Annotated in this window: 18 protein-coding genes, 1 tRNA gene and 1 riboswitch; of the genes, 9 read left to right on the top strand and 10 right to left on the bottom strand. The window is 64.7% G+C overall.

Going from position 1 to position 22,192, the window contains the following annotated elements; translation table 11 throughout:
* Nucleotides 1-2: 2 nt before the first annotated feature.
* Nucleotides 3-78 (bottom strand) — tRNA-Arg (locus tag ACO1XS_RS17815).
* Nucleotides 79-399: 321 nt separating this feature from the next.
* On the opposite strand from ACO1XS_RS17815, the gene ACO1XS_RS17810 reads away from it, so the two are divergent.
* Nucleotides 400-1,359 carry a c-type cytochrome gene (locus tag ACO1XS_RS17810; RefSeq protein WP_486391295.1) on the top strand — a complete coding sequence of 320 codons (960 nt, stop codon included), beginning with the start codon at nucleotides 400-402 and terminating at the stop codon, nucleotides 1,357-1,359.
* Between the two features lie 98 nt (nucleotides 1,360-1,457).
* Here ACO1XS_RS17810 and ACO1XS_RS17805 read toward each other — a convergent pair whose 3' ends face one another.
* Nucleotides 1,458-3,548, bottom strand: coding sequence for a UvrD-helicase domain-containing protein (locus ACO1XS_RS17805; protein ID WP_331567430.1), 2,091 nt, complete (start codon nucleotides 3,546-3,548; stop codon nucleotides 1,458-1,460).
* A gap of 275 nt (nucleotides 3,549-3,823) precedes the next feature.
* On the opposite strand from ACO1XS_RS17805, the gene ACO1XS_RS17800 reads away from it, so the two are divergent.
* Together ACO1XS_RS17800 and ACO1XS_RS17795 are read left to right on the top strand one after the other, a co-directional pair.
* A complete protein-coding gene (locus ACO1XS_RS17800) occupies nucleotides 3,824-4,903 on the top strand; it encodes an oxidoreductase (protein ID WP_486391294.1) in 1,080 nt (359 codons plus the stop codon).
* Between the two features lie 120 nt (nucleotides 4,904-5,023).
* Nucleotides 5,024-5,404, top strand: coding sequence for a hypothetical protein (locus ACO1XS_RS17795; protein WP_331567426.1), 381 nt, complete (start codon nucleotides 5,024-5,026; stop codon nucleotides 5,402-5,404).
* 9 nt (nucleotides 5,405-5,413) lie between these two features.
* On the opposite strand, the gene ACO1XS_RS17790 is transcribed toward ACO1XS_RS17795, so the two are convergent.
* Nucleotides 5,414-6,382, bottom strand: coding sequence for a LysR substrate-binding domain-containing protein (locus ACO1XS_RS17790; RefSeq protein ID WP_486391293.1), 969 nt, complete (start codon nucleotides 6,380-6,382; stop codon nucleotides 5,414-5,416).
* A gap of 98 nt (nucleotides 6,383-6,480) precedes the next feature.
* Between ACO1XS_RS17790 and ACO1XS_RS17785 the strand changes: the two genes are divergently transcribed.
* On the top strand, nucleotides 6,481-6,876 hold the full coding sequence (locus ACO1XS_RS17785; protein ID WP_331567422.1) for a nuclear transport factor 2 family protein: 396 nt from the start codon (nucleotides 6,481-6,483) through the stop codon (nucleotides 6,874-6,876).
* A gap of 178 nt (nucleotides 6,877-7,054) precedes the next feature.
* Nucleotides 7,055-7,795: a DUF899 family protein gene (locus ACO1XS_RS17780; RefSeq protein ID WP_486391292.1), complete on the top strand. Its 741-nt coding sequence runs from the start codon at nucleotides 7,055-7,057 to the stop codon at nucleotides 7,793-7,795.
* 47 nt (nucleotides 7,796-7,842) lie between these two features.
* Here the strand turns inward: ACO1XS_RS17780 and ACO1XS_RS17775 are convergent, their stop codons facing one another.
* The 4 genes from ACO1XS_RS17775 to ACO1XS_RS17760 all read right to left on the bottom strand — a co-directional run bounded on the left by ACO1XS_RS17775 (nucleotide 7,843) and on the right by ACO1XS_RS17760 (nucleotide 11,732).
* Nucleotides 7,843-8,760, bottom strand: a complete 918-nt coding sequence (locus ACO1XS_RS17775) for a hypothetical protein (RefSeq protein ID WP_486391291.1) — start codon at nucleotides 8,758-8,760, stop codon at nucleotides 7,843-7,845.
* Nucleotides 8,761-8,871: 111 nt separating this feature from the next.
* Nucleotides 8,872-9,504: a LysE family translocator gene (locus tag ACO1XS_RS17770; RefSeq protein WP_331567416.1), complete on the bottom strand. Its 633-nt coding sequence runs from the start codon at nucleotides 9,502-9,504 to the stop codon at nucleotides 8,872-8,874.
* Between the two features lie 27 nt (nucleotides 9,505-9,531).
* Nucleotides 9,532-9,629: riboswitch (ZMP/ZTP riboswitch) on the bottom strand.
* Between the two features lie 8 nt (nucleotides 9,630-9,637).
* Nucleotides 9,638-10,726, bottom strand: coding sequence for a phytoene/squalene synthase family protein (locus tag ACO1XS_RS17765; protein WP_331567414.1), 1,089 nt, complete (start codon nucleotides 10,724-10,726; stop codon nucleotides 9,638-9,640).
* A 100-nt stretch (nucleotides 10,727-10,826) separates the two neighbouring features.
* A complete protein-coding gene (locus ACO1XS_RS17760; protein WP_331567412.1) occupies nucleotides 10,827-11,732 on the bottom strand; it encodes a DMT family transporter in 906 nt (301 codons plus the stop codon).
* Between the two features lie 669 nt (nucleotides 11,733-12,401).
* On the opposite strand from ACO1XS_RS17760, the gene iaaH reads away from it, so the two are divergent.
* From iaaH to ACO1XS_RS17740, 4 genes are all read left to right on the top strand, one after another.
* Nucleotides 12,402-13,856, top strand: coding sequence for an indoleacetamide hydrolase (gene iaaH, locus ACO1XS_RS17755; RefSeq protein ID WP_486391290.1), 1,455 nt, complete (start codon nucleotides 12,402-12,404; stop codon nucleotides 13,854-13,856).
* Between the two features lie 104 nt (nucleotides 13,857-13,960).
* Nucleotides 13,961-15,454 carry an MFS transporter gene (locus ACO1XS_RS17750; RefSeq protein ID WP_331567408.1) on the top strand — a complete coding sequence of 498 codons (1,494 nt, stop codon included), beginning with the start codon at nucleotides 13,961-13,963 and terminating at the stop codon, nucleotides 15,452-15,454.
* Nucleotides 15,455-15,485: 31 nt separating this feature from the next.
* Nucleotides 15,486-15,869, top strand: a complete 384-nt coding sequence (locus ACO1XS_RS17745) for a DUF2784 domain-containing protein (protein ID WP_331567406.1) — start codon at nucleotides 15,486-15,488, stop codon at nucleotides 15,867-15,869.
* A 438-nt stretch (nucleotides 15,870-16,307) separates the two neighbouring features.
* Nucleotides 16,308-17,720, top strand: a complete 1,413-nt coding sequence (locus ACO1XS_RS17740) for a hypothetical protein (protein WP_486391289.1) — start codon at nucleotides 16,308-16,310, stop codon at nucleotides 17,718-17,720.
* 67 nt (nucleotides 17,721-17,787) lie between these two features.
* Here the strand turns inward: ACO1XS_RS17740 and ACO1XS_RS17735 are convergent, their stop codons facing one another.
* The 3 genes from ACO1XS_RS17735 to ACO1XS_RS17725 all read right to left on the bottom strand — a co-directional run bounded on the left by ACO1XS_RS17735 (nucleotide 17,788) and on the right by ACO1XS_RS17725 (nucleotide 22,023).
* Nucleotides 17,788-19,488, bottom strand: coding sequence for a thiamine pyrophosphate-binding protein (locus ACO1XS_RS17735; protein ID WP_486391288.1), 1,701 nt, complete (start codon nucleotides 19,486-19,488; stop codon nucleotides 17,788-17,790).
* A gap of 84 nt (nucleotides 19,489-19,572) precedes the next feature.
* Nucleotides 19,573-20,961, bottom strand: a complete 1,389-nt coding sequence (locus ACO1XS_RS17730; protein WP_331567400.1) for an L-serine ammonia-lyase — start codon at nucleotides 20,959-20,961, stop codon at nucleotides 19,573-19,575.
* 33 nt (nucleotides 20,962-20,994) lie between these two features.
* Nucleotides 20,995-22,023, bottom strand: a complete 1,029-nt coding sequence (locus tag ACO1XS_RS17725) for an alginate lyase family protein (RefSeq protein WP_486391300.1) — start codon at nucleotides 22,021-22,023, stop codon at nucleotides 20,995-20,997.
* Nucleotides 22,024-22,192 lie beyond the last annotated feature (169 nt).

Here is a 22,192-nt window from a genome sequence, read left to right as displayed (position 1 = left end):
TTTGGCGCGCCCGGCTGGGATCGAACCAGCAACCCCTGCCTTCGGAGGGCAGTACTCTATCCATTGAGCTACGGGCGCTTCGCTTGAACACGAAGGCGCCGCGACCGGGAGGGCGCAGCGCCGAGCGAGACCGAGAGCATACCCGGTTTCACGCGAGACGTCCACCGCACGCCCCCGGGCGACTCCTTCCCCGTTAAGCGTCCCCGCCCGAAAAGCGTCCCTTCCCACCCCAATTACGGGTAAACGCGGCCGGCCGCATTCCTGCACGCGTCTGGCCGCCGCGAAAACCTTCCGTCTATAATCGCCGTGTTTGACTGAATGAATTAAGTTGTTGCCGTCAAGCCGTTGCCGTCACGCTGTACCGCTCACCAACAATACCCACCGGGAGACGAGTCAAGCATGAGCGAAGCACCACACGGAGCCCCGATCAAAACCCCCGGGCAACTGATTGCAGCAGTCATCGCCGCATTCGCCATTCCCATCGTCGTCATCTGGCTCCTGGCCTACAACGTCAACCAGACGGTGCGCACCGGCGCCGGCACCGACGAAGCCAAAGATTCCGCCGTAGCAAAACGCATCGCGCCCCTCGCACAAGTCACCGTACGAGACGCGAACGCGCCCCACGTCTTCAAGACCGGCGAAGAAGTGTTCAAGGCCGTCTGCTCGACCTGTCACGCCACCGGCGCCGCAGGCGCACCGAAATTCGGCGACAGCAGCGCCTGGGCGCCCCGAATCGCCCAAGGCTTCGACACCCTGCTGCACACTGCCTTGACCGGCAAAGGCGCCATGCCCGCGCGCGGCGGCACGACGCCGGACGATTACAGCGATTACGAAATCGCACGCGCAGTCGTCTATATGGCCGATCACGGCGGCGCAAACTTCCCGGAGCCACCGGCACCCGTTCAAGGCGCAAGCTCGAGCGCAGCCGCAACGGCCGCCGCGCCGGCAAGCCCCACCGCAGCGGAATCGGCCAACCCGACGGCAGCCGCCAGCGAGCAAACCGCGGCAACGGCTGCCTCGATGCCGACCGCTCAGACGGGCGGAGTCCCCGCTTCGGCATCGACGAACGCCACGGCTCCCGCCGCCGCGCCTGCCGCGGCCACGGCAAGCGCGGACACCGCGCAGGCCGGCAAGGCGCTCTACGAAAAGGTTTGCCAGGCCTGCCACGCCGCCGGCGTGCTCAATGCACCGAAGTTCGGCGACAAGGCGGCATGGGCGCCGCGCCTGAAAGATCCGATGGACACGATCTACAACTACGCACTTCACGGCAAAGGCGCGATGCCCCCGAAAGGCGGCTCGAACGCACCGGATGCCGAGGTCAAAGCGGCCGTCGACTATATGGTCAATGCCGCCAAATAGCCCGCTCATCCAGTAGGGAACCAGAGGCAATCAAGCGCATCGGTCGAAGCGAAATCGATCGATGCGCGCGCGAAGCCCGCCGCGCGGTTTCGCGCGCATCACCCCTTCTGCAGCAGCGCCTTGAGGCTGGCCAAGCGATCCTTCGGCGACATCGGCGCCTCCTCGGCGGTCGGTGGCGGCGCCTCGTCGAGCCCCATTTCGGCGATGAATCGCGACAGCTCGCACACCACGGTCTCTCTCGCGCGCTTGCGCTTCTTGCACCAATTCAAATGCAGGCTGCGCTGCGCACGCGTGATGGCGACATACATGAGCCGCCGTTCTTCCTCGATGCGCGCGTCATCGATCTCATCGTCCTCGGCATTACCCCGGTGGGGCATGATTCCTTCCTCGACCCCGACGAGAAACACGTGCGGATACTCCAGCCCCTTCGACGCATGCACGGTCGACAAGCGCACGGCGTCCGGGTCTTCTTCCTTGCCGTCCAGCATCGACATCAGCGCGACGGTTTGAATCAAACCCAGCAGGTTCTTGCCCGTATCGGCAAGCCCATCGGCATTGTCGTAGCCGGTCGCGTCACCGTCTTCCGGCTCCTCCACCTCGGGCTTCGTACCTTTGCGCTTGAGCCATTCGAGAAATTCAAGGACGTTTTGCCATTTCGATTGCGCCTGACGCTCGTCGAACGTGTCGTAGAGATACGCCTCGTAATGGATCGCCTCCATGAGGTCGTCGAGCAGGGTCGTGGCGGCATCGTGGGTCGCACGCTCGGCGATGCGCTGCATGAAATCGCAAAAAACGCGCAACGGCTCGACTTGCCGTGCCGATAAGCGCGCCTCGATTCCGCCCATATAAACAGCCTCGAACAACGACACCTTCGCTTGTCCTGCGAACGAGCCCAGCGCTTCCAAGGTGGTGTTGCCGATCCCGCGCCGCGGCGTCGTCACGGCGCGAATGAAGGCGGGGTCGTCGTCCGGATTGGCGATCAGGCGCAAGTAGGCGCAGATGTCCTTGATCTCGGCCTTGTCGAAAAACGATTGCCCGCCGGAGAGCACGTAAGGAATCCGCTCGCGCCGCAAAACCTGTTCGAAGATGCGCGCCTGGAAATTGCCGCGATAAAGAATGGCGTAATCGCGAAACTGCGCGCGCCGCTCGAACTTGTGGGCCGACAGCCGGAAGACGACCGATTCGGCCTCATGCTCCTCATCGTTGCAAGCCGTCACGGTGATGGAGTCGCCCATACCGTGCTCGGACCACAGCTTCTTCTCGAAGAGCTTCGGATTGTTCGCGATGACGTTGTTCGCCGCGGTCAGAATGCGCACCGTCGAACGATAGTTCTGCTCGAGCTTGATGACATGCAGCTTCGGAAAATCCTTGCCGAGCTGTGCGAGGTTCTCGAGCGTGGCGCCGCGCCAGCCGTAGATCGCCTGATCGTCGTCGCCCACGGCCGTGAACGCCGCGCGTGGCCCGGCCAGCAGCTTGAGCAGTTCGTACTGGCAGGCGTTGGTGTCCTGGTATTCGTCGATGAGCAGGTAACGCAGCTTGTTCTGCCAGCGCTCGCGCACGGCCTCGTTCTTCGCGAAGAGTTCGGCCGGCAGGCGAATCAGGTCGTCGAAATCGACGGCCTGATACGCATGCAACGTCGCGACATAGTTGCGATAGACGATCGCGGCCAGGTGCTCGTCTTCGTTCGACGCCGTGGCCATCGCCTCTTCCGGCGTCACGAGACCGTTTTTCCAGAGCGAGACGATCGTCTGGACTTTGCGAATGAAGCCTTTGTCGGTCGAGCCCACCTGCTCTTGAATCATCGCGAAACAATCGTCCGCATCCATGATCGAGAACTGCGGCTTCAGGCCGAGATGCTCGGCTTCCTGCCGCAGGATCTGCACGCCGAGCGAATGAAACGTGCAAACGGTCAACTGGTTCACGGGCACCTTGCGCCCTTCCTTGCCCGGCGCCGTGAGCGTCTTGCCTTCGAGCAGCTTGCCGACGCGCTCGCGCATCTCCGCGGCCGCCTTGTTCGTGAAGGTGACGGCGGCGATATGGCGCGGCTCGAAGCCCTTCGCCTCGATCAGGTGCGCGATCTTTTGCGTGATGACGCGGGTCTTCCCGCTACCGGCGCCGGCAAGCACGAGACACGGGCCGTCGAGATAGCGGACCGCCTCGCTTTGGGCGGGATTCAATCCTGCGGACATTTCTGGTGGATCTTACAGTTTGGCGGCTCGCGCGAAGGCGCACACGCGTGCGCTCCGGACGATGCCATCGAGGGCGAGTGCGCGATGTTAACACGAGCAGCACACGATCGCTTTGGCCCCAAGACGCTTGCGCATGGGCACTTGCAAAGCGGCGGGCAACGCGTGCCACAATGCACGCTTCATCGTCCCGAATTCCATGCGCCGCATGCCGCCTGTTGCGATGCGTGCGACGCGCACGAGCACGGGCATCCACGACAAATCAGAGGTCCCCTACGATGACGACATCCGTAAAGATCGGCTTGATGGGATACGGCTTCGCCGGCGCGACGTTTCACGCGCCGGTCATCGAACACTGCGGCGCGCCCGCGCAGCGACCGAACGAACCTTACGCCTGCCTCGCCGCCATCGCCACGAGCCAGCCCGCAAAGGCGCTCGCCGACTATCCGAAAGCGCGGGCCGTCCCGGACCTGGACGCGCTGCTCGCACTCGACGACATCGAATGTGTCGTCATCGCCACGCCCAACGATACGCACTTCGATATGGCGGCGAAGGTCCTTCGCGCGGGCAAGCATGTGGTCGTCGATAAACCCGTGACGCTGAGCGCCGCGGAGGCGGTCACGCTCGCCCGCCTCGCGCACGAGCGCAATCTCGTCTTTGCGCCTTTCCATAATCGCCGCTGGGACGGCGATTTCCTTACCGTGCGTCAGCTATTGGCGAAGGGCACGCTGGGCCGCGTCGCGCACTATGAATCGCATTTCGACCGGTTTCGCCCGCAGGTGCGCGAGCGCTGGCGCGAGCAGGCGTCGCGCGGCGGCGGCCTGCTCTTCGATCTCGGTCCGCATCTGATCGATCAGGCGCTCGTGCTGTTCGGGCCGCCTGAAACGGTTTATGCCACGGTCAAGGTGCATCGCGATGGCGCGGGCGCAGCCGATTACGTGCATCTGCTGCTCAGCTATCCGGACAAGGAAGCGGTCCTGCATGCGAGCGCGCTTTGCGCGATCGAGCCGCCCCGGTTCGCCATTCACGGCACGCTCGGCAGCTATGTGAAGTACGGTCTCGATACACAGGAAGACCAATTGAAAGCGGGTCTTCGCCCCGGCGACGCGGGCTTCGGCGCGGACAATCCGCCCGCCACGCTTCGCGTGCTCGAAGGCGAGCGTGAAATCGAGCGGCAATGGCCGACGCTCACCGGTGCATACCCCGAGTTCTATCGGGCGCTGGCCGCGTCCATTCGCGATGGCGAGCCATTCCCGGTCTCGCCGCAAGATGCAGTCGATGTCATGACGATCATCGAGCTCGCCGAGCGCAGCGCGCGCGAAGGGCGACGCCTGCGATTCGAGCGCATGGGGGCTTGACCCGCCGCGGCACCGCGCCGATCGTTGTCATCGCATTGGGCATCTGGCGCGTTTATCCCCCGGAGGGGAACGTCGACCGCGGCGCTCCCTGCCGTGCAAATCACAAGGGATAACGAAACGATGAAAACAATGGTTCGCGCGCTCGCTTGCAGCGCATTGATCGCGTCGCTGAGCGCCTGCGTCGTCAATCAGCCACCGCCGCCGCGCCAGGTCGTTGTACCGGCACCCGCACCGGTGCTGCGCCCGAACCCGCGCGAGGTCGCGCTGGAGCGCTTCGGTCAGGTCAACAGCCGCATCGACAATCTCGGCCGCCGCATCGACTGGCACGTGAACGGAGGCTATTACCCACCTCCCCAAGGCAACGCCCTGCACCATCGTCTTGACGTCATTCGCCAGGAAGCGCGCGATATGGCCGCGCAGCACGGCGGCGGCCTGTCCGATGAAGAGCAGCGCGTGCTCAATCACGAACTGGACGGTACGGCGCGCGCAATCGGCGAATGACGCCATCGCTCACGCCTGAGCGATCGAACCTTGGCCGTCTTCGTTGCGCGCGAGGGTAGTCAGCGCGGCGGCGAGCGTTCGTATCTTCCGCTGCTCGCCGCTTTGCGACGGGTAGACGAGAAAATACGACGCGCCGTTCAGCGCGACTTCCTCGAACGGTGCAACGAGCACGCCTTCGCGCAGCCGTTCGCGGGCCATGCGCGGATCGCCGATGGCCACACCGTGGCCGTCGGCTGCCGCAGCCAGCGCGAGTTCGAGCGTATCCAACACAGGCCCCTTCGTGACATCGATACCCGCGCCGCCGATCGCATCGAGCCAACAACGCCACTCCGCGCGACTCGGCCCGGCATGCAGGAGCACCGTTCGTCTCAGGTCGTCAACGGAGCGAATCGATGCGGCGATCGCGGGAGCACACATCGGCGTCAGCGACTCGGGAAAAAGCTGGACCGCCTCCATGCCACTCCATGGGCCCCTGCCCCGCACGACCATCGCATCGATATCCTGTCGAGCGAAATCCGGGCGGTCGTCCGATGACGTGGCGATGCGCAGTTCAACGCCAGGCATCGCACGCTCGAGCTGTGCCATGCGCGGCAAGAGCCACCGCACGGCAAAAGTCGACGGCAATCTCAACGTCACGATCGAGATCTCGTCGATTCGCGTGCGCGCGTAATCGCTCAGTTCAGTGAGCACGCGCAACGCGACTTCGAGCAAGCGCTCGCCTTCGCGCGTCAGCGTCAGCCCCCCTGCATGGCGAACGAACAGTGCACATCCATAGTGCGCCTCGACCTGCTGGACTTGCCGGCTCACGGCGCCTTGCGTGCGGCACAGATGAACCGCGGCTTTCGTGAGGCTGCCGAGGCTCGCCACGGCGACGAAAACCTGCAGGCCCGCGAGCGTCGGAAACGGACGCGTCAGTTCGGCGAGCGGGTATGCAAGCGGCTCATGGCCCGTTTGCGAATTTTTCGATTGTTGGTTCATCTGGGCGTCGATATCGTCTGTCCCGAAGCCGCCCCACGTGTAGCCACATAGAGATCGCGCGTGCGGTATTTGATAACGGATGAATGGAGGAATTCGCAATGACATCCGCGCAATCACTTTATACCAGCCGGATACGCGAGTACCTGAGCCAACTCGAACGCGGCGATGCGGCGGCGATTTGCGCGCTCTTCGCGTCTGATGCGCAGGTGTATTCGCCCTTGCTGGGCTGGGTGTCGCCTCGCCCGTTTTTCGAGAAACTGTCGGCGGCGTCGGGGCAAAGCAGCATTACGCCGATCGATGTCTGCGTCAGCACGACGGGCGCCGCACGTGCCACGGGATATTTCGTCTATGAATGGGCGCTCAAGGACGGGCCGACCGTGCGCTTTGAATGTGTCGATGTATTCGAGTTCGACGAGGCGGGTCGCATCGCGCGGCTGCTGATCATCTACGACACTTATCCGATTCGCGCATCGCTCGGCGGCAGCTTTTCGTAAGCGCCACCAGCCTCGTGTGACGAGCGGGCGCGAAAAATGCAAACACGGAAAACTCATGGCGATGTGTCGATTCTGGCGAGGCTCGTTCGTCGTCGAAAAGGGGGGAGCCGATGCCGAGGCGAGTCATCGATACCGGCGCTCCGCCCCCGTTCGTTCGGCACTCCTGAGGAGACGCTCCATGAATCAAGCAGACACATCCACACCCGCATTGAAGCCCGCCACACTCCTTGCTCAATCGAAGTACCGCTTTCCCGGCGAAAGCGAGGCATACCGCAAAGCCCGCAATGCACTGCTCGAACAGGAAATCGAATTGCGGCGCCAGATCGAGCGCGTCGCGGCGATGCGCCGCGCGTTGCCGCTCGGCGGCGCCGTGCCGCAGGACTATCGCTTTCAAGGCGAGCACGGCTCGACAACGCTGTCCGACATGTTCGGCAAGCACGATACGCTCGTCATCTATAACTGGATGTTCGGCCCACGGCGCGAGCGTCCGTGTCCGATGTGTACCTCATTTCTGAGCGCGCTCGACGGCGAGGCGCGCGACATCGAGCAGCGAGTCGCGTTGACCGTCGTCGCGCGATCGCCGATAGACCGGCTCATCGCATTCAAGAAGGAAAGAGGTTGGCGCTACCTGCGGCTATTCTCGTCCGGCGAGAATACCTTCAATCTCGACTACGCACATGAAGACCCGGAAACGGGCGACAATCCCGCGATCAATGTGTTCGTTCGCCGCAACGGCACGGTTCATCACTTCTATGCGGGTGAAATGGGGCCCGAGACGGCCGATCCCGGGCAAGATCCGCGCGGCGCGCCCGATCTGATGCCGCTTTGGACCATTCTCGATCTGACGCCGGGCGGGCGCGGCACCGACTGGTATCCGAAGCTCGATTATCCGGATGCGAATCAGGCGACGCTTCGTTGAACGTGATACCGGGTGGTTCCCGGCGCGAACCGGCAGCCCGGCACGTCTTAATCGTCAAGGCCGCTCGAGGCTGTCGTGCGCTGCTCCGGAGTCAGCTCTTCATCTTCGACCGCATGCCGCAATGCGGCGAGCGTGGCCTCCCGTTCGACGCGAATGGCATGGGAATTCAGCGAAAGACTCGCGAGGATGTGGACGTATTCGCCCGAGCCGATCTCGCTCTTGCTCTCGGGCGCTGCCTTATGCTCCTCCCAGAGCCCTTGGGCCGCCCGCAACACCGCTCGATATACATCGGTTCGCTCGGCATCATCCTCCACCGATGACGTCGCTTCGGCCATTTCGGCTAATGGCTCAACGCGGTGAGGCTTGAATTCCACTGCGCCGATAGCGTTCAGAACGAGCATCGATGCTTGGAAGCGCTCGTCAGCGGGAAACTCGTCCGCCGATATTCGCATCGCTAAAGTGGAAAGCGGTTTCGGGCGCTCGCGTCCCGGGATCTCTCGACCGCCGGTCACGCGTGGCATCACGTTGCGAAGGTTAACCTCAGGTAGCGGCGGTGGTCCTCCCACTCCCTCTAGCGCCAGTACCGCTTTCACCTCAGCCAGATTGCGGACGCCGCGGGCACGCGCGTCGACTTGCTCGCTTTGCTCGTATGCGATCCGTAGCCGATCCGGTAGCCAATCGTTGTTCAGCACTCGCAAAGTGGTGATTTTGCCCGCTCGGTCGAGGAACGAGGCCAAGTCGGCCCTAAACTCGTCGCCCGGGTCCTCGGACGACGATGCCGGCGGTGTCGAAGCGCTTGCTGCCGCACCCGGTAAGCCGCTAAGGCGCGGATCGATAGACCCTCTCGGCTTGGCAGCATGCGGAGGCTGCGCGGCATCGCCCCCCGCTTTGTCAGCGCCCTCGCCGCCTTCACCATCGATCGGCTCCGGCAGCCCGCCGCCTATTTTCCCAGGACCTTCAACCATATCGCTCACCATTCAAAACGAGTACGGTCGAAGTCTAGGGTGACACAGCGTGCGCTACAGCCGCCGTCCGAAGCGGCATGCCATGAAACGCATTTTCGAGCGATTCCCCCTTCAGCGCCGCGCTTCCGTCGCCATTCTGACCGCGAGCCCCGCCAGTACCGTGCCCATGAGCCACCGCTGAGCGACGAGCCAGAGGGGCCTTCCGGCCAAAAAGCGAGCAATGGTGCCAGCAGATAGAGCGACGACCGAGTTGACAGTCAGGCTCGCCACGATCTGGAGGGAGCCAAGCGCGAGCGACTGCGCGAGGAAGTGGCCGTGTTGCGGATCGATGAATTGCGGCAGCAACGACAGGTAGAGCACCGCAATCTTCGGATTGAGCATGTTGGTCAAAAAGCCCATGACGAAGAGCTTGCGCGGACTATCGGCCGGCAGATCGCGGACTTGGAACGGCGAGCGGCCGCCCGGCTTGAGCGCCTGCCATGCAAGGTAGCCCAGATAAAGCGCGCCGCCGAAGCGCAGCAGATCGTAGGCAAGCGGCACCGCGATCAGCAAGGCCGTAATGCCGCATGCCGTGGCAACCATATACAAGACGAAGCCAAGTGCGACGCCGCCCAGTGAGACCAGGCCGGCGGCGCTGCCCTGACAGATGGAACGGGAGACGATATAGACCATATTCGGGCCGGGCGTCAGCGCCATGCCGAGCGCGACGAGGCCAAAAGCGAGCAACGAACTGGACGTGGGCATTGCATCACTCCTCGGAGAAGGAAAGAAGGACGACGCCCAGGCGCGCGGCAATGCACCCGCTTCACGGGCACTGTCCGCGTTTCCCGATGGTGGTCCATCTCCAGGCGCCAGTCGCGCGGACTCGGCGATTATTTCACGATCGAGCGGTACTCGCTTGCCCGCCAACACGGCCACCGATGCGCGCTTCGATCGTGCCGATGAGCCGTTCCGCCCAAGCGTTCAAGGTCCGTGTCGACATGACGACCATGCTCGATTTCGCAACGATGCCGTACACGCGCGAACGGCCGATCTTCGAGACGCATGCCGGATCGAGCCATCGGTCGTTGTCGACAAGCAGCGCAAGCGTCTCGAGGCCGATCAGAATCGGCCAGATGCAGGCCAGACGCAAACGGACCGAGCGCGCAGGAATCGCGAACGTATAGGCCAGCGCATCGCGGTACAGTTCGAGCGTCTTGCCGACCAGTTCGAACAGGAGCGGCCGGGCGCGCGACGAGGCATCGGGGGCGAGCAAGTCTTGCGGCGTCAATGCGAAACGCTCGAGCATCCGCTCAGGCAGGTAGCAGCGCCCGATACGCACATCCTTCGCGCAATCGCGCAGCACGTTCGTCATCTGCAACGCCTTGCCGAATCGGACGCCGTGCTCGATCATCGTCGCGGCCGCCTCTTTGAGCGTGCCGGGTAGATGCGAGTAGGTCATTTTGGTCCAGAATTCGCCGACGCAGCCCGCCACGAGATAGGTGTAGCGGTCCAGATCGTCGAGCGTCGCGAGCGCGCCGAGCTGGCCCGAACGTTCGTCAGGGAAGGTGCGCAGATCGAACTCCATGCCCATCGTCAGCGTAGTCACGATCTCGCGCACCGCGTCCCGGTCTGCCGTATCCAACTGCGTCAAGGCGTCGAATGCGCCACCGAGCGATTCGAGCAGCAATTTTTCGTCGGCATGCCCTTGCTGGCTCGCCACGTCATCCCTGAGGCGACGCACGAGCGAGCCATCGTCGGGCGGCGCGCCATTCACGCTGGCACGCAATGCAAGCAAGAGCTCGAGCCGCTGCGCCGGGTCGATCAGCGATGTATCCGCGATCGTATCGGCCGCGCGCGCGAGCAGATAGGCGAGCGCAATGGGGTCGCGCATACCGGCGGGCAAAATGCGCAGCGTCAGGTAAAACGAGCGTGAAACGCTCTTCAATAGCGGACCGAGTAAAAAGGCCCGGACGGATTCGGACATAGAGGGAATCGGATGTATTCGGATCGATGCAACGCTGCCGCATTGTATCCGGCCACCCGATTCCGCCCGCTTGCGCTGAACCGGTTCAACCCACGAGACACTAGCCGCGCGGCTCACGCGTCATCTCGCGAGGCGCGCTGTGCACCTTCTCCTTGTTGCGAAGCGTCAGGGCCAGCCCGGTGAGAATCAAGATCATTCCGATGACGTCTCTCGGCTGCAGCGCGTGGCCGAAGCACAGGTAGTCCATCAGCGCCGTAATGACGGGCACGAGATAGAAAAGGCTGGTCACATTGACCAGATTGCCGCGGCGCACGAGCCGATAGAACAGCAATTGGGCAAGCACCGAGATGACAATCCCGAGCCAGAGTACGGAGACGGCGAGCGGTGCGTCCAGCCGTAACCCGTTCCATTCGGCAACCCCGAGAGGCAGCGAAAGCAGCAAGCCTACGAAGTTCTGCAAGGGCAGCACGTCCATCGGTTCCTGCACGATGCGCTTTTGCATGATCGCCCCCGCCGTAATGCTCGCAAGTGCGGCGAGGGCGAGCGCGAGTCCTTCGGTCGTCGAAGGATTCAACGCCGATGCGCCGCGAAACACGATCGACGCAAGGCCCAGCATCGCCATGAAAAGACCGGCCATCCGCATCGCCGAAAAACGTCGCTCGGTGACAACGAGCGTGGCAATCGGCTGTGCGCCGAGAATGGCCGCCAATAGCCCGGGCGTCAGTCCTCGCTCGAGCGAAAGGAAGTAGCAGATCGAATAGCCGCCCATCATCAGCGCGCCGGTGGCGGCGACATGGACGCGCGTGCCGCGCGCCGGCAACCAACGATGCCGCCATGCACCGATGAGCGCAAGCATGATCGTCGCAAGCGCAAAGCGCATCGTCAGAAACGTCGAGGCGCTCGCATGCGTCACCCCGATTTCCGCAAAAATGGCGCCACTGCTCCACAGCAGAATAAAAAGCGCAGTCGCACCATAGGCCGCCAAAGCGGTTTTGAACCAAGCCATGAGTTCACCTGCCAGTCGAATTCGTTGAACTGGCAGACCGGCACACGTCGACGGACACGCGCACGCATCCGCACGCGCGTACTCGCGCACCCGCATGTGCGCCCTTTGGCGCAGCTACGCGGGCCGAACGGCCGGTCTGCAGGAGAAAACGAAGTGTCGGCGCTTAGCCGAGCACCGCCGTGTGTGGCGGTGCAAGCGCTGCGACGACCCGCCCGAACGGGGGCGGCGAGGCGACAGGAGGAGGAAACGCAATGAGACAGCAGCGGCGCGCAGCATCGAGCGATGTCTCGATGCCGCCAACGGCGAAACGCGAACGCGCTGCACTTTTCATGAGGAAAACGGGTTGTGGGGCTGCCGTTGAATGAATGACGCAGGTTTGAAGACTACTCGCAACGGCCCGGGCGTGCAATCGGAGCACCGGCGTCGGTTTGCGGGGACCTGAGCAGCCGTCCGATACACCGGTTGATATATTGACTGAATAGTCATAATATCAAGCAAGGTATCGACGCGTGATCGGCGGCGACGCAGGCAAAGCTCGGGGCCGCTACTATTACTGGCTGACACGTTATTCAGCTTTTCGCGCTCGATGCACATCGCGGCCGGCTGCAACGCCGCTATTTATTGACCATTCATTCATAAATAAGCACCCGCCGAATCAGGAGATACCGCATGACCTCATCGACCATCGCGCAACCCTGGGCATTGGACGCACGGCAAGCTGTCCAAGCGATACGATCGGGGCGGCTGAAAGCCGTCGACTATGTAACGGCACTGCTCGCGCGTGCCGACACTTACAGCTCGCTTCACGCGTTCATCACCCTCGAAACGGAAAGCGCCATTGCGGCTGCTTCGCGAATCGACGCCCTCACCGGCAACGAGCGCGCGCGCTACCCGCTCGCCGGCTTGCCGATTGCCGTCAAAGCCAACATCAACGTCAAGGGCACGCGGACTTGCGCCGGCACACCGGCGCTCGCAGGTTTTGTCGCACCCACCACCGCGCCGACCGTGACACGGCTCGTCGAGGCCGGCGCCATCGTGCTCGGAAAAGCGAATATGCACGAGCTGGCTGTCGGCATCACGAGCACGAACCTCGCTGCGCACGCCGGGCCGGTTCGCAACCCCTACGATCGCTCGAAGATACCCGGCGGCTCATCCGGCGGCACGGCCGCGGCGCTCGCCGCGCGCATCGTGCCCGCCGGGCTAGGGACGGACACAGGCGGCTCGACGCGCATTCCCGCGGCACTCACCGGTACAGCCGGCTTGCGGCCCTCGGTCGGAAACGGCGGGGCCGAGCGTCGCTACCGCAACGAACACGATGTCGTGCCGATCAGCCATACGCGCGATACGGTCGGCCCGATGGCGCGCACCGCAGCGGACCTCGCCTTCATCGACGGCATCGCGACCGGCGATACCGCGCTGCCCGCAATCGAGCTCACGCGTTTGCGTATCGGCCTGCCGCGCGATTGCTGGCGGCAACTCGACAGTGCAGTCGAAGCGATTGCCCATGCGGCGCGCGAGCGCCTCGAAAAAGCTGGTGTGACGTTGGTCGATGTCGAGCTGACAGAAATCATGTCGATTTGCGAGCGCATCAGCCTGCCCATCGCGTTTGCCGAGCTCGGCGACGATGTGCCCGCGTGGCTCGCCGCAAACGGCGCCCCGGTGCGAACGCTCGGCGCGTTGGCCGAGCGCATTGCGAGCCCCGATGTCAGGCGCATCTATGAGGCGACGCTTGCCGGCACCTACGCCGAGGCGTACCCGCATGCGATTCAAGTCTTGCGCCCCGAGCTGCAACGACGCTACGCATCGATATTCGATACGGCGGGCCTCGATGCGCTGCTCTTTCCGACTACGCCGCTACCCGCAGTCGACATCGACGACATCGAAGGCTCCGCCGTCGTCACGATCGGCAACGGCGAGCCCATCGACGAAATGGCCGCCTACTTGCGCCATACCGATCCGGCGAGCATCGCCGGCATTCCCGGTCTGTCGATTCCCGCAGGCCTGACACCGTCGGGCCTGCCTGTCGGCATCGAGATCGACGGTCCGCTCGGTAGCGATCGCAGGCTGCTCGCCATCGGCATTGCATTCGAATCGGTGCTGGGCGCGCTGCCACCCCCCTTTTGACTCGAGCGGCGCGACAAGCGACGAATGGCGAACGGCGAACGCGCGCAACGCGTCTCATGTGTCCTTCGATGCGAGCGTTCGCCTCTTTTTTGAGGCCTCGTACCATGATCAGATCCGACTCCCTTCGCACGACGACTCGTTCGACGCCACCTTCGGCAGGAAAGGAGGCAGCCGCCCAAATCGATTCCCGTGGCGACACGGCCTATGGCACGCGATCGAGCGCCGCTGCGTTGGTCGTGCTGCTGACGGGCGCGTTTCTCTCGCCGCTCGATTACTTCATCGTCAATCTTGCATTGCCCGCTATTCGCAGCGGCCTGGGCGCAAGCAGTGCCGAGCTTCAATTGATCGTCTCGGCCTACACCTCCGCCTTTGCGGTGCTGCTCGTCACAGGTGGGCGGCTTGGCGATCGCTTCGGCCGCAAACGCCTCTTCATGGGCGGCATGACAGGTTTTCTCGTTGCTTCGCTGTTATGCGCCCTGGCACCGAGCGGCGCGTTTCTCGTCTCGGCGCGCATCATGCAGGGCGCCTCGGCGGCCATGCTCGTGCCGCAAATCCTCGCGACCATCCGCAGCGCCTTTCCGAAAGAGCAGCAGACGGCGGTCATGAGTCTCTATGGCTTCGTCTATGGCTTCGCATCGGTCGCCGGACAGATCGGTGGCGGACTGCTCGTCACGCTGCACCCGTTCGGGCTCGGATGGCAATCGATCTTTCTCATCAATCTTCCGGTAGGCGTGCTCGCACTGGCAGGCGCATGGCGCTTCGTTCCCGAAAGCCGTGCCGCACGCACGGAGGGCAACGATTGGCTGGGTCTCACGCTGCTATCGGCGTTCTTCGCCCTCGTCATTTATCCGCTGACTCAGGGACGCGAAGCGGGCTGGCCGCTCTGGGCGTGGACGATGCTCGCCGCCAGCGTGCCGGCGCTCGCCGCTTTCGTGCTGGCGGAGTATCGCGCGCATCGCGCCGGGCGCGACCCGCTCGTCGAGCTCGCTTTGTTCGGCAATCCTGTGTTTTCCGTCGGGCTCGTGCTGGCGTTCTGCTTCTATTGCGATAGCGCCTTTTTCCTCACCTACGGCATCTATCTGCAGTCGGGCCTGGGATGGTCCGCGCTCGCCGCCGGCGCGGCGGTCTTTCCGTTCGGCGCAGGCTCGATTCTCGGTCCGCTGTGCTCACCCGCCATCGTGCGCCGCATCGGCAATCATGTCCTCACTGCCGGCTTCGCGGCGCTTGCGCTCGGGTTCGCCGCGACAGCGGCCGCCTCGCTGCGGGTCGTGCCGGGCGGCCTGTTTTACGCGGGCCTGGTCGTTGCGGGCGCCGGGCACGGTCTGGTGCTGCCGAACGTGGTGCGCATCGTCATCGGCGAAATTCCGCCGGGCAAAGCGGGGCTCGCGGGCAGCATCGTCACATCGATGCTGCAAATCGGCTCGGCCTTCGGCGCGACGGCGATCGGCGGCCTGTTCTTCTCCGTCGCGGCCGAGGGGGCGAATGCAGCACGCCACGCGCAGGCTTATCGCGATAGCATCGCCGTCGTGGCAACGCTCTTCGCCGCTTGCATCGTTATTGCTGCACTGATGTCGGGAAGCGCGCACCGGCGTCGCTGAAACCGGGCGCGTTGCGGTCCGTGCGCCAAACATGTCCATGACTACAGTGCTCGCCGATACGGTTTTGATCGTGCACGCGTGCGTCGTGCTCTTCATCGTGGGCGGCTTCGCGGCGATCTGGTGCGGTGCCGCACGCCATTGGCGCTGGGTGCGCGAACCGCGCTTTCGCTTCGTTCACCTCGCATCGATCGGCATCGTCGCAGCGCTCGCCCTCCTCGGCGTGCCGTGCCCGCTGACCACGCTGGAGGCGTGGCTGCGCGAGAGCGGCCCGAGTTCGCAAGGCTTCATCGCCTACTGGGTCGGGAGGCTTCTTTATTACGATCTCCCCGGCTGGTTTTTCACCGTGGTCTATGCCGGTTTCGCGTTCATCGTGCTGCTGACGTGGCGATTCGTTCCGCCGCGGCCGCGTTCATAACGCATGCCTGCCGGGCTGCAATAGTCGACAAGATTCAGTCGAATGTTAAACAGCGAACATCCGCCGGCCATTGGCAATTGATCTCGCACTGAGGCGAGCCCATAGTTCTGACTAAAGTGACAGAAGGCGAACCGCCGCGCCCCATGCGAGCCCCGCGTTCGCTCGCCGGTACATCGGCAATCTCAGCAAACATGCGCGTTCGCGCGGGCGCGCCGCCATCGAAAGCTTATGCAGACGGAAGCCACCTCACAGTCGGCCGCTCCGGCGCCTTGCGTCAGATGCGGCGCAGCCGTGGGCTCCGACGCCCTGCACTGCCCGCGTTGCGGGCAGCCCGTCTTGCGGCAAACGCGCGTGCGAAAGGCCACGCGTCCGGCTCCTCCGGCTCCTCCGGCGTCGCCGGCGCCACCCGCGCGCCCCGCGCTCGGCACCACCGCACCGATGCGCCGGCGCCTGCTTGCCGCGCTGCCGCACCGCCTCACCTCGGGCGATTCGAACGGGGCGCGGCGCTGGGGAGTGTCGGCGAGCGTGGCATGGATACTGTTCGGCTTCGCGGCCATCTTTGGCGCTGTCGTGGCCATCGACGAGCACGATAACGCTCAAATGCTTTGGCCGACCCCGGCGGACCCGCCCTCGCGCGGCACCCAGGAAACGCAGGAAGACCGGCCGCAGGCAGACCGCCCCCCCCCTCAACAGGACGCCCCCGCAACGCACGCCGCGTCACGCTCGGCTCTGCAGGCGCTCTCTTCGGCGGCGCTCGTCGATTTGCTTCGACAACAACTCGATACCGTACGCCACGAGAATGCCGCCGACGCCCAACGCACCATCGGCGGCCCGCCTGCGCATAACCGCCCTGCGGCCGTTGCGCCAGGCGGCGAACCGGCAAACAGGACCGCGGCGATGCCCGATGCGAAGCGCGCCGCGGCAAGCGCTGCGGCTGCGCCGCGCAAGCCGGTATCGCCCACGCTCGCGAAAAAGGCTGCGCCGCAGCCATCGGTCTCGGCTCATCGGCTGTCCGCTCAAGTCGCAGCACCGGTACGCCCTCCGGCAAGTCCCGCGCCGTCGACACCGCAATCGGAAGCGCTCGCCTCGACACAGCCGGCCGCCTCCGACCCGTTGCACGCAACAGTCGCACCGGCTACGCGGCCGACCGCCGGGACGGCCGAGGCCCCCGCTACACAAGCGCAAGCTCGGACACTGCCGCCCAGCCCGGCCTCCGCCGCACAGGCGCCCCGTATCGCCGAACAGCGGGTCGCACCGGACGCCGAGACGTCGCCCGTGCCGGCAGGGCCATCGCCGGCATCCCTGACATCCGCGGCACCCGCCCCGCTCGCCACGCCGGCAGTCATCCCGGCGCCAGCCGAGCGTGGTGACGAAGCGCATCCTCGTCTGCGCCCCGGCTGCGCGGCAGGCGGCGATAGTGCGGACTGCAAGGAGACCGCATCGCCTACCGATACGAGCGGCTCCCACGCACCGCCCGCGGGGCAATCGAATGAAGTCTGGTCGGGTGCGGTGAAGCGGACTCCGGCGGCCTCGGCAGCAGCGGCGTCCAGCGCGGATCATGGCCAAGCCGCGCAGGCACAGTCGCAGGCGCAGACACCGGCGAAGCGAGTGGCGAAGAACCATACGCCCAAACAGCACTTGGCCTCGGCGGTATCGACCCGGGCCGTTCGACGCGCAACGGAGCGCACGGCCGAGCGTACTGAAGAACATGGAGCAGCATCGTCGCCATTGGCGATGGCCAAGCAGACCTGGCACACGGTGCTATCCGAGATCGAGCCCCGCGAGCGGCTCAAGCCGGCGCGGACCACCGAGGTGTCGGAGTCGCATACCGAAATCTACCGTGGCCATTGACTGACGTCTGAACCGGATGCCCCGCGCGGCGCAGCGCGGACGGCGACGGCCCGCGCGAACCGGGGCATCATGCTCCGGCGCGCGCCTTGCGCCCCTGTTCCCGAATCTGTTCGAGCGTGGCGGACGGCGTGCTGACCTCCTTCGGCACGCGGATTTCGATCAACGCCGGCAAGCCGCTGGCGATCGAACGCTCGAGCGCGGGCAAAAATTCGACCGTCTTGACGACCGTCTCGCCATGCGCGCCGAACGAACGCGCATAGGCAGCGAAGTCTGGGTTGGTCAGCGCCGTGCCATGCGGCCGGTCAGGATAGTGGCGCTCCTGATGCATACGGATGGTGCCGTAATGACCGTTGTTGACGACGATGAAGATCGCATTCAGGCCGTACTGCATGGCCGTTGCCAACTCGTGGCCCGCCATCATGAAGCACCCGTCGCCGGCAAGGGCCACCGCGATCCGCTCGGGATAAAGCGCTTTGGCTGCCAGCGCCGCGGGTACCCCATATCCCATCGCCCCGCTCGTCGGTGCCAGTTGCGTCTTGAAGCGCCGATAGGCGAAGTGCCGGTGCAGCCAGATCGCGTAGTTGCCCGCGCCGTTCGAAACGAAAGCGTCTTCCGGCAGCCGCTCGCGCAGTTGCACCATGATTTCGCCCAGCTGCACGTCGCCCTGCATCGGGCGTGGCCGGTGCCATTCGAGGTAGGCGCGATGCGCGTCCTCCGCGCTGCCGGCCCACGCGGGCGCCGCGCCCGGCTCGAGTGCCGCGAGCGCCGCCGCGATCTCAGGCATGCCCGAAACGATCGGCAGATCGGCCGCATAAACGCGCCCGAGTTCCTCCGCCCCCTGATGCACATGGACTAGGGTCTGCTTCGTTTTCGGAATGTCGAGCAGCGTATAGCCGCCCGTCGTCGCTTCGCCGAGCCGCGGGCCGATCGCCAGCAGGAGGTCCGCCTCGCCGATGCGCCGCCCGAGCGCCGGATTGATACCGAGCCCCACGTCGCCTGCATAGTTCGCATGCGCATTATCGAAGAGGTCCTGATAGCGGAAAGCGCATCCCACCGGCAATTGCCAGTTTTCCGCGAAGCGGCGTATGTCGTCGCAGGCGCCCGCCGTCCATCCGCTGCCGCCGAGAATCAGCATGGGCTGCCGCGCGTTCTCGAGCAGTGCGCGCACGCGCTCGATTTGCGCCGGCGCCGGCGACGCGGCGACACGCTGAAACCGGGGCGCCGCCGGCACGGCCGGGCAAGGGTCCGAGAGCATGTCCTCGGGCAGCGCCAACACGACCGGCCCCGGTCGTCCCGAACACGCAACATGAAACGCGTGGCTCAGATACTCGGGAATGCGCCGCGCGTCGTCGATTTGCGCGACCCACTTCGCCATTTGACCGAACATGCGTCGATAGTCGATCTCCTGGAACGCTTCGCGATCGAGATGCTCGCGCGCGCATTGGCCGATGAAGAGAATCATCGGCGTCGAATCCTGAAACGCCGTATGCACGCCGATCGATGCATGGGTGGCGCCCGGACCGCGCGTCACGAAAGCCACGCCGGGCCGCCCCGTCATTTTTCCGGTCGCCTCGGCCATGTTGGCAGCCGCCGCTTCGTGCCGGCAAACGAACGTGCGGATATGCGCATCCTCGTCATGAAGTACATCGAGCACAGCGAGAAAGCTCTCGCCCGGTACGCAGAAAACGCGATCGACACCCTGCGCGAGCAAGGCATCGACGATGAGACGTGCACCCGTCGTGGAAACGGCGTCAGCGGCGTTGACCATGATGCTGCGACCTCCTGATTGGTTGGACGTCCTTCGAGAAAACATCGGCACGCCGTACGGCGAATCCGGCGAAAGCGCCGCGCCTCAGCACTCGACGATATTGACCGCGAGCCCGCCGCGCGATGTCTCCTTGTACTTCGTTTTCATGTCGGCGCCGGTCTCGCGCATCGTCTTGATGACCGAATCGAGCGAGACGTAGTGGCTGCCGTCGCCGCGCAAGGCCATGCGCGCCGCGTTGACAGCCTTCACCGAAGCCATGGCATTCCGTTCGATACAGGGAATCTGCACCATCCCGCCCACCGGATCGCAGGTGAGCCCGAGGTTGTGCTCCATGCCGATTTCCGCGGCGTTTTCGACCTGTTTCGGGCTGCCGCCCATGACTGCCGCGAGCGCGCCGGCCGCCATCGAACAGGCCACGCCGACTTCCCCCTGGCATCCGACTTCCGCGCCCGAAATCGACGCATTGAGTTTGTAGAGAATGCCGATGGCCGCCGCCGTCATCAAAAAGTCGATCACGCCTTGTTCGTTGGCGCCGGGCGTAAAGCGCGTGTAATAGTGCAGCACGGCGGGGATGATGCCCGCGGCTCCGTTCGTCGGCGCGGTCACGACACGGCCGCCCGCCGCGTTCTCTTCGTTGACCGCGATCGCATAAAGGTTGATCCAGTCGATCATCGAGAGCGGATCGCGCAAACCTTGCTCCGGATTGCCGGACAGGTCGCGATAAAGCTGCGGCGCGCGGCGCTTGACGTTGAAAGGACCGGGCAGCGTACCGTCGGCGTCGGGGTTGCCTACGCCGCAACCGCGCGCGACGCACGCCTGCATGACCTCCCAGATTTTCAGCAACCCGCTTCGCGTCTCGTCGTCGGTATGCCAGACGCGCTCGTTCTCCCACATCAGTTGCGCAATGCTCTTGCCCGTGGCGGTGCACCGCGCGAGCAATTCGTTGCCGCTGCGAAACGGATGGGGGAGCTGGTCGACAGCGGCGAGCACCTTCGTGTTCGGCGCGCCGGCTGTCACGACGAAGCCACCGCCCACCGAGAGGTACGTGGATTCGCGCAGGGTCGTGCCCGCCGAATCGGCCGCGCGCAGCTTGAGCCCGTTCGGATGCTCGGACAACGCCTGACGATAAAACGCGATGTGATCCTTCGGTGTGAAGTCGATTTCGTGCTTGCCGAGCAGCGCGAGACGCCGCGTGCTGCGCACCGTATCGAGACGCGCCGCGATCGTGGTCGGATCGACCGTGTCGGGGGCCTCGCCCAGCAGCCCCAGCATCACGCCGCGGTCGGTGCCGTGGCCTTTGCCCGTCGCGCCCAGCGAGCCATAGAGCTCAACCTTGAGCGCCGCGGTGGCGCCGAGGAGTCCGTCGCGCTCGAGTCCCTGCACGAACATCAAGGCCGCGCGCATCGGCCCGACCGTGTGGGAACTCGACGGACCGATGCCGATTTTGAAGAGATCGAAAACGCTGACTGCCATTGTTGCTCCAGAAAAGGAAGACCGATGCTCCGCTCATCGCGCCGCAAGGGGCAGACAGACGGCCACCCAGGCCGGCGGCGTCGGCGAAAGCAGCAGCGCGACGCTGGTATAGCGCCCCGACAGACGCGCCGCGAGGTGGAAAAGCGGCGCCGCGCGCTTGGGGTCCCATGGACCGGAAAAGCCCGCCACGCCGGCCGCGCGCCGTTTCGCGTCGAACGGCACGCTCGAATGCACGAATTCGTCATGCGTCTTTTGGCCGAGCGCATAAGGCACGAGCCAATTGAGCGCGAGCGCAAGCGAGGCACCATTGCCCGCCTTGAGCGTGAGCCAGTTGCGGTTGTGACGCCGCGCGGCAAGCGCCGCGGCAACGAGCGGCTCGAGATCGTAGGCGACGTAATACAGCGCGTCGCGTTCCGCGAAATCGACGGTCGAACCGTCCGGCGCAATGTTGTTGCCGATCTGCTCGACGAAGATGCGTTGCGCGGCATCGATGAGCTTGCGATCGTCGAGCGTGAAAGCCGCCATCGCAACGAGCTTCACGCGATGGCTTTCCCAGTTGTTCCGATAGGTGCCGGTCAGGGGACGCGCTGCGCTGTCGATGCGTGCGACGTAGCCATTGCCCAGCGTCGCGATGAAGGCCGCTGTCGCATTGCGCGTCTTGACCGAGAGTGCACTCGCCGTCATGTCGTAAGCGAGGATCAGCGAGTCGAAATGGGTTTCGTCGATCGGATCGAAACTGGGCCGATACGTGCCCACCCAGGCCGCGAGAAACCGGTCGACGAGCTTCAGGTAGCGGTCATCGCCGGTCGCACGCCAAACGAGCGCGGCGTCGCGCATCAGCTCGAGCTCTTTTTCGGCTTCGATGCTTTCGTCGTAAATCCCCTCGTGCGGCAGCGTACCCTCGGTGTGCAGCCGCGGGAGCGGCTTGGGCTCGGCGCCGAGTTGCCCACCGACACGCTTCATCAACGCCTGAACATCCGGCGCCGCGTTGGCGCGTTCGCTCGTTTGCAATCCTGGAGCGGCGCAGAAGTTCATCGCCGCATGAGCCAGTACGGGCGGCATCGTGCACGCCGTCGCGCAGGCGAGCAGCCGCGGCCAGCGCAACGCTCGCGCGCCCTGTTCGCGCCATGTCCGCAGCCGCGTTGCGCGCCCGCTCGTCGTGGCCCCCATTCGCACCATGCGTCGCTCCTTCGTTTGCTTGATCGCGGTGTGAGATGTTAGCCGGTATTCG

The organism is Trinickia sp., from assembly GCF_057351765.1.
Note: the sequence above shows the minus strand (reverse complement) of the source record. Positions and strands in the feature narration are given on the sequence as shown.

Coding starts and splice junctions, on each gene's coding strand:
- ACO1XS_RS17810 (WP_486391295.1), top strand. CDS start 400: ATGAGCGAAGCACCACACGGAGCCCCGATCAAAACCCCCGGGCAACTG.
- ACO1XS_RS17805 (WP_331567430.1), bottom strand. CDS start 3,548: ATGTCCGCAGGATTGAATCCCGCCCAAAGCGAGGCGGTCCGCTATCTC.
- ACO1XS_RS17800 (WP_486391294.1), top strand. CDS start 3,824: ATGACGACATCCGTAAAGATCGGCTTGATGGGATACGGCTTCGCCGGC.
- ACO1XS_RS17795 (WP_331567426.1), top strand. CDS start 5,024: ATGAAAACAATGGTTCGCGCGCTCGCTTGCAGCGCATTGATCGCGTCG.
- ACO1XS_RS17790 (WP_486391293.1), bottom strand. CDS start 6,382: ATGAACCAACAATCGAAAAATTCGCAAACGGGCCATGAGCCGCTTGCA.
- ACO1XS_RS17785 (WP_331567422.1), top strand. CDS start 6,481: ATGACATCCGCGCAATCACTTTATACCAGCCGGATACGCGAGTACCTG.
- ACO1XS_RS17780 (WP_486391292.1), top strand. CDS start 7,055: ATGAATCAAGCAGACACATCCACACCCGCATTGAAGCCCGCCACACTC.
- ACO1XS_RS17775 (WP_486391291.1), bottom strand. CDS start 8,760: ATGGTTGAAGGTCCTGGGAAAATAGGCGGCGGGCTGCCGGAGCCGATC.
- ACO1XS_RS17770 (WP_331567416.1), bottom strand. CDS start 9,504: ATGCCCACGTCCAGTTCGTTGCTCGCTTTTGGCCTCGTCGCGCTCGGC.
- ACO1XS_RS17765 (WP_331567414.1), bottom strand. CDS start 10,726: ATGTCCGAATCCGTCCGGGCCTTTTTACTCGGTCCGCTATTGAAGAGC.
- ACO1XS_RS17760 (WP_331567412.1), bottom strand. CDS start 11,732: ATGGCTTGGTTCAAAACCGCTTTGGCGGCCTATGGTGCGACTGCGCTT.
- iaaH (WP_486391290.1), top strand. CDS start 12,402: ATGACCTCATCGACCATCGCGCAACCCTGGGCATTGGACGCACGGCAA.
- ACO1XS_RS17750 (WP_331567408.1), top strand. CDS start 13,961: ATGATCAGATCCGACTCCCTTCGCACGACGACTCGTTCGACGCCACCT.
- ACO1XS_RS17745 (WP_331567406.1), top strand. CDS start 15,486: ATGTCCATGACTACAGTGCTCGCCGATACGGTTTTGATCGTGCACGCG.
- ACO1XS_RS17740 (WP_486391289.1), top strand. CDS start 16,308: ATGCGCCGGCGCCTGCTTGCCGCGCTGCCGCACCGCCTCACCTCGGGC.
- ACO1XS_RS17735 (WP_486391288.1), bottom strand. CDS start 19,488: ATGGTCAACGCCGCTGACGCCGTTTCCACGACGGGTGCACGTCTCATC.
- ACO1XS_RS17730 (WP_331567400.1), bottom strand. CDS start 20,961: ATGGCAGTCAGCGTTTTCGATCTCTTCAAAATCGGCATCGGTCCGTCG.
- ACO1XS_RS17725 (WP_486391300.1), bottom strand. CDS start 22,023: ATGCCGCCCGTACTGGCTCATGCGGCGATGAACTTCTGCGCCGCTCCA.